Source organism: Henriciella sp., assembly GCF_049649345.1.
GTDB lineage: Bacteria > Pseudomonadota > Alphaproteobacteria > Caulobacterales > Hyphomonadaceae > Henriciella.
The window spans coordinates 1-5,971 of sequence record NZ_JBARZC010000636.1; the positions used below are offsets into that span (position 1 = coordinate 1).

The 5,971-nt window shown below is 58.9% G+C and carries 6 protein-coding genes, 1 pseudogene and 1 riboswitch; of the genes and pseudogenes, 2 read left to right on the forward strand and 5 right to left on the reverse strand.

All coding sequences use genetic code 11. The features are described from left to right. Positions 1–249: 249 nt before the first annotated feature. The 3 genes from WA989_RS17565 to WA989_RS17575 form a co-directional block, all read right to left on the reverse strand. Positions 250–639, reverse strand: a complete 390-nt coding sequence (locus WA989_RS17565) for a hypothetical protein (RefSeq protein ID WP_424341771.1) — start codon at positions 637–639, stop codon at positions 250–252. A 104-nt stretch (positions 640–743) separates the two neighbouring features. Next, entirely contained in the window at positions 744–965 is a 222-nt protein-coding gene (locus WA989_RS17570; RefSeq protein WP_424341772.1) for a SlyX family protein, read from the reverse strand. A 93-nt stretch (positions 966–1,058) separates the two neighbouring features. Beyond that, positions 1,059–1,568 (reverse strand): REP-associated tyrosine transposase, encoded by a 510-nt coding sequence (locus WA989_RS17575; protein ID WP_424341773.1) that lies wholly within the window; start codon positions 1,566–1,568, stop codon positions 1,059–1,061. A 556-nt stretch (positions 1,569–2,124) separates the two neighbouring features. Here WA989_RS17575 and WA989_RS17580 point away from each other — a divergent pair. Together WA989_RS17580 and WA989_RS17585 are read left to right on the forward strand one after the other, a co-directional pair. Beyond that, a pseudogene (locus tag WA989_RS17580) lies at positions 2,125–2,457 on the forward strand (toll/interleukin-1 receptor domain-containing protein); the annotation flags it as partial. A gap of 3 nt (positions 2,458–2,460) precedes the next feature. Beyond that, positions 2,461–3,471, forward strand: a complete 1,011-nt coding sequence (locus WA989_RS17585) for a carbohydrate kinase family protein (RefSeq protein ID WP_424341776.1) — start codon at positions 2,461–2,463, stop codon at positions 3,469–3,471. 4 nt (positions 3,472–3,475) lie between these two features. Here WA989_RS17585 and thiC read toward each other — a convergent pair whose 3' ends face one another. Together thiC and WA989_RS17595 are read right to left on the reverse strand one after the other, a co-directional pair. Continuing rightward, a complete protein-coding gene (thiC, locus tag WA989_RS17590; protein WP_424341774.1) occupies positions 3,476–5,425 on the reverse strand; it encodes a phosphomethylpyrimidine synthase ThiC in 1,950 nt (649 codons plus the stop codon). Beyond that, positions 5,422–5,844, reverse strand: a complete 423-nt coding sequence (locus tag WA989_RS17595; RefSeq protein ID WP_424341775.1) for a DUF1801 domain-containing protein — start codon at positions 5,842–5,844, stop codon at positions 5,422–5,424. The genes thiC and WA989_RS17595 overlap by 4 nt, the downstream gene beginning before the upstream one ends. Further along, positions 5,839–5,961, reverse strand: a riboswitch (TPP riboswitch). (Overlaps the previous gene by 6 nt.) Between the last annotated feature and the right edge of the window lie 10 nt (positions 5,962–5,971).

Sequence of the window (5,971 nt, forward strand, 5' to 3'; positions counted from 1 at the left end):
GGCGCGAGCAGCGAGGCGAGCTCATTGCCATGGCGGGCAGGCCCCTCTCCCGCAGGCGCGCTGGCGCCATCATCCAGGGGCGCCGGGCCGAGCAGGCAGTTGAAATCATTCAGATTCATGGACTGTCGGCATTCTGGGTCTCGTGGAGGGCCGGGCTGCGCCAAGCCTACCGGACTTGATTTGCCGGATCAATGAGGACGGGAAAGTCCCGCGCGATCATGTGGCTGGAGGCCGGTTGACGAGGGCGGCTCAGTCGGCGACCAGGGCCTCAGCGACGCCTTCGTGAGCACGATTTCGCGGCCCTATCGCGCTGATCGAGCGGCTCTCCGCTGCGCATTTTCTGCGGTTCCTGGAAGAGTTCGACCCGCAGGTGTGCGCCGCCGGGTCGGTCGATGACTCCTCGACCGTTCCACCGGCCTCGACGCGCCTTGCCCGAACGGCGGCCGCATAGGCCTTGGCATTTGGAGAGTCACGTAGCTGTGTCACCGGAATGAGGCCGATGGCTTCGGTCAGACATGTTCGCCCTTCCTGGCAAGGGCTGGGTGTCTCAACGAGGAGCGACATGGACAACCACACCGCCGCGGCGACGAGGACGGAGGCGATCACGCCTTCAACGACAAATCGGTTTTCATTCGTCATCAGCCCACCCCTGCCAGCGTTATAATTGCCGTCCAGTCAGGCCAATCTAGCAAATTTCCGCGAATGGCCAACTCTGGATCGAATGGCCGCTCAAGAATGCGCCTCTAATAATGCGGCGGCGGCCTGTTCACGGGCGCGTCTTCGCCGGCGGACTGTTCGGCGGCGGCCACCCGCTCGCTAAGCTGCGCGAGGCGGGCCTCCAGCCGCTCAATCAGCTTCCACTGCGCCGTGATGGCGGCGTTGAGGTCCTCAATCGTCTGATCCTGATGGACCACACGCATTTCAAGCTCATCGAGGCGGGAGGAGGTGCTGAATGTGTCTGACATGGCGGCAATGTAGGGCGGCGTAGGGCGGGATGAAATCCCGCCAATGCAATCCCCCCCGCACTCCAATTCATATTGGCGGGATTGCATCCCGCCCTACGGTTCGGTGAGGAGGACAGGCCGCTCCGGTTTCCATTCCCGGTTCCAATCAGCCTTGCAACGATGCCAGGACGAGTGAGGCCACGCCTCAGGCGACGTCACAAGCCCATGTCTTACCGGGTTCCAGTGGATGTAATCCATATGAGCAGCGAGATCCTTCTCGCCTCGAATGACATGTTCCCAATACCGCGATTGCCAGATGAGCCGCTCACCCTTGCGGCCGACGGATTTCAGGTGCGGTGGCAAGCGCCGCGTGAAACCGGCCTTGATCAGCCGCAACCGGTTCACAAAATCGCAGTCGCCGTCGGGCAAGGCCCAGAGCAGATGCATGTGATCGGGCAGGACGCAGATCGCGATTGTCCGGGCCGGATGCCGGGCCGTCACCTCACGATATGAGGCGCGCAACGCCTCAATATACCGGACGAGCGTATCGGCCCGCCGGTCATGAAGGCACAGCGTAAAGGCATAAGTGCCCCCCGGCACATAGAGACGACGATAAGTCGGCATGACCGGAATATATCACGAACATTTACAGTCGTGAAGTCCGTAGGGCGGCGTTGAGGCCAAAGGCCGATACCCGCCAAAAGGTTTGGCGCGGTAGGGCGGCGATGGAGGCGCAGCCGCAATCCCGCCAATCATCGTTTGAGACATCGGATCATATCCGCGGGATGTCATCCCGCCCTACGGCAAAACGGAGTTTCGCTTGCCGTGGCGGAAGGGGAGGCAATGGGGGGAATCGTAGGGTGGGTCATGACCCGCCACCACTCTGCGCGGATTGGCGGGTTACGCTGACGCTAACCCGCCCTACGGCGAAACGGAGTTTCGTTTGCTTGGCGGGCTCCCGGGGGCGCTAGTGACTGATGGGAATCTTAAGGCTTTGGGTGTGGGGTAAAAGTGGGTGCGGACATAAGAGACCGGCATTATAAGCAAGAATGGACAATATACAGCTGGTGCCTGCCAATTGGATATTTCAGGCCGTGTATATTGATTTGAATCAGGTTTGCTTGAAAACTGGGCCTGTTGACGATCGCTGCAACGCAATTCTCGTATCCAAAGCTTCAAATTGCATCTTTTCATCAGTCATCACAGCAGCAATGGTGGGTACGTTGCTCGTCTATCAACTCACATTGAACGACTCGGAACTAAATGCTGGTTCGCACCAAGAGATATCTCCGCAGGAGCCCATTGGGACACTGAAATAATAACCGCTATAAAGAGCGCTACAGGAATTCTCCTACTGTTGTGCGATAATGCTGACAAAAGTGAACATGTCAGACGCGAAGTCTCCATGGCTGATCGGCACAGGATACCAATATATCCCGTAAAGCTCGACAATACTCGTGCAGAACGCCTTTCGTACTTCCTTGAGACAATTCAGTGGATCCAGTGGGGTCAGGACTTGGAAGAATTTGCAATCGCCATTTCAAACTTGGCTGCAAAGGCCCCACCACCAAAACCAAGTCGAGGTTCGCTTTCCACGCGCAAGCGTCGAACAAAGCCGCCGAAAATTGTTTGCGCAGGACAGGCAACTTTGGACTTCATCAACTTCGTTCCGGAGTATCCTCGTGAGAACTCAGAGAATAGAGTTCTGCATAGTGTTGAAACTATTGGGGGACCGGTAGGGCGAGGAGCAATTGCTGCTTCCCGTTTAGGAGCAGACGTTCATCTTCTCGCGACAGTTGGAACTGGCGTCTACGCAAACGCGCTACAAGACCTTTTCAAGTTGGAAGATATCCATACGAATTGGTTCGTTGATCCTGAGGTCAAATCGCAAAGGTCGGCAATTATTGTTTCAGGTGAGCAAGGACACAGAACAGTGTTCTGGACACCTCAACCTAGGGCAGACCAGGAAATGCTGAAGGGTGTCCCAAAGGCTTTTCAGAGCGCCGATTGCGCGTTCATTGATTGTACGGATGAGGCTCTAGCTTTTACAGTTGCGGAATTTTGTAATGAAAGAGACATACCTATTGTGCTCGACACTGGCTCTTACAAGCCTTGGTGCGAGCCGTTGCTGCCGTTGTGCGACTTCGTCATTTCCCCTGAAAAATTCTTCAGAGTGCGTTCGCCAGACGCCAGCTCTTTGAGCAAGGGAATCCGAGCGCTCTCCGAACAAATTGATGTATCATTAGTCTGCGCAACATTGGGCGAACGAGGAGGGCGATATAAGCTTCAAAACTCAGATACCATTCATAAATACGACGCGTTCTCAGTCGATCCCGTGGACACGTGTGGCGCTGGGGACACGTTCCATGGTGCCTTCGCATTCGCGGTGGGTTCTGGTTTGTCAGCAGCAGATGGTCTTGATTTATCCGCTTGGGCCGCAGCAAAGAAATGTGAGAGACACGGCAATGATGGCATCCCGTATCAATTCGAACTTCAAAGAGAACTAGGTGCCAAACTACCATTGTGAGTTCTCAATCTAATTTCTCCCGCTCCACATAAAGCTTCCGCCCCATGGCTTCATATTCCGCGCTTTTCGCCTTCATGCCTTCTTCGGCCTCTTTCGCCTGCTTCTCCAGGTCCGCTTTCTCATTGTCCGTCATGCCCGCTGCATAGTCGCGGACTTCGGCGGTGATCTTCATGGAGCAGAATTTCGGGCCGCACATGGAGCAGAAGTGGGCGACCTTGTGGGCTTCCTTGGGGAGGGTCTGGTCGTGATAGTCGCGGGCGGTTTCGGGGTCGAGGGAGAGGTTGAACTGATCCTCCCAGCGGAACTCGAACCGGGCGCGTGAAAGCGCATCGTCGCGGACCTGCGCGGCGGGGTGGCCCTTGGCGAGGTCTGCGGCGTGGGCGGCGAGCTTGTAGGTGATGACGCCGACTTTCACGTCATTGCGGTCTGGCAGACCGAGATGCTCTTTCGGGGTGACGTAGCAGAGCATGGCCGTGCCGTACCAGCCAATCATCGCCGCGCCGATACCGCTGGTGATGTGGTCATAGCCGGGCGCGATGTCGGTGGTGAGGGGGCCGAGCGTATAGAAGGGCGCCTCGCCGCATTCGCGCAGCTGCTTGTCCATATTGATCTTAATCTTGTGCATCGGGACGTGGCCCGGCCCCTCGATCATCACCTGGCAGCCCTTGGCATGGGCGATCTTGGTCAGCTCGCCGAGCGTTTCCAGCTCCGCGAACTGGGCCGCGTCATTGGCGTCCGCGATGGAGCCGGGGCGGAGGCCATCTCCAAGGCTGAAGGAGACATCATAGGCGCGCATGATGTCGCAGATGTCTTCGAAATGGGTGTAGAGGAAGCTCTCTGTGTGGTGGGCGAGCATCCATTTCGCCATGATCGAGCCGCCGCGTGAGACGATGCCGGTGACCCGCTTGGCGGTGAGGTGGATATAGGCGAGGCGCACACCGGCATGGATGGTGAAATAGTCGACCCCCTGCTCGGCCTGCTCGATCAGCGTGTCGCGATAAACCTCCCAGGTGAGGTCCTCGGCGACGCCGTTTACCTTTTCCAGCGCCTGATAGATCGGCACGGTGCCGATGGGGACGGGGCTGTTGCGGATGATCCATTCGCGCGTGTTGTGGATGTTGCGGCCGGTCGACAGGTCCATGACATTGTCGGCGCCCCAGCGCGTCGCCCAGACCATCTTGTCGACTTCTTCCTCGACCGATGATGTGACGGCCGAGTTGCCGATATTGGCGTTGATCTTGACCAGGAAATTGCGGCCGATGATCTGCGGCTCAAGCTCGGCATGGTTGATATTGGCCGGGATGATGGCGCGGCCCCTGGCAATCTCGTCACGCACAAACTCTGGCGTGACGAAGGGCGGGATCTCGGCGCCGAAGCTCTCGCCTTGCTCTGTTTGTGCGGCAGCATTGTCGAGGGCGGTCTGGCGGCCGAGATTCTCGCGCTCGGCGACGTAGATCATCTCTTTGGTAATGATGCCGGCCTTGGCGAATTCATACTGGGTGACGGGTTTGCGATTAGCCTCGACATCGGCAGCGGTGCGGTCCGGATTGGCGGCGGTGGTTCCGGCCGCGTCGAAATCCATAGCCTTGAGCGGGCGGTGTTTGGTCGGGAACTCGCGGGCGAGATGCTTGCCGGAAACGCCGCCATTGTCTTCTGGGCGCACATCGCGGCCTTCATATTCTTCCACGCCCCCCCGCTCCAGCACCCACTCGGTGCGGGGACGGGCAAGGCCCTTCTCGACATCGATGGTGACCGACGGGTCGGAGTATGGCCCCGACGTATCATAGACCGGGACGGGTTCTTCATTGGCGGACGGATGCAGGTCAATCAGGCGGCGCGGCACGCTGAGCGTCGGGTCGGCCTTTGGGTGTGTGTAGACCTTGCGGCTCGCCGGCAGCGGGCCGGTGGTGACTTTGGGGGTCTGGAATTCGGACTGGGGGGTGGGCTTGTTCATGAGAGGGGCTTTCTCTTGCGATAGGTGAGCGCCATGGCGATGCAGTGGCGGAGCGGCTCGAGCGGGAGCGGCGCATCGAGGGACAGACGGATTTCGCGGTTGCCGATGAGGTTGAGGGCGCCGGAATAGTGCTGGCGCCACTCGTCGAGCAGCGTGGTCTGGCAATTGACGAAAAGGCCGATGGCATCCGGGCGCTTGGGCGACCAGGCGAGGCGGATCGTGGTGCCGGCCTTGTTCAGATAGGACGGCTCGCCCCATTTCAGGGTTTCGGTGATTGGGCCGGTTTCGGGAAGGCTTGCGGCGGTCTCATAGACCAGCGTGCGCAGTTTCATGAGCTGATCGCGCGCAGGCTTCGGGTACGCGTCATAGACCGCTTTCACGGCGGCCGGTGGCTTCGCAAGGGTAACGCTGGCGCCCAAATCTCGCTCCGTTCCTACGCCGGTTGGGGAACAGTTCCCGCCGGATCAGGTTCTAAGGGTGCTGGACCTGCATCTGGTCCATCTCAGCGCTAGCAAGACGCGCCCCTCGGATGCGCTGAGCCTAGAG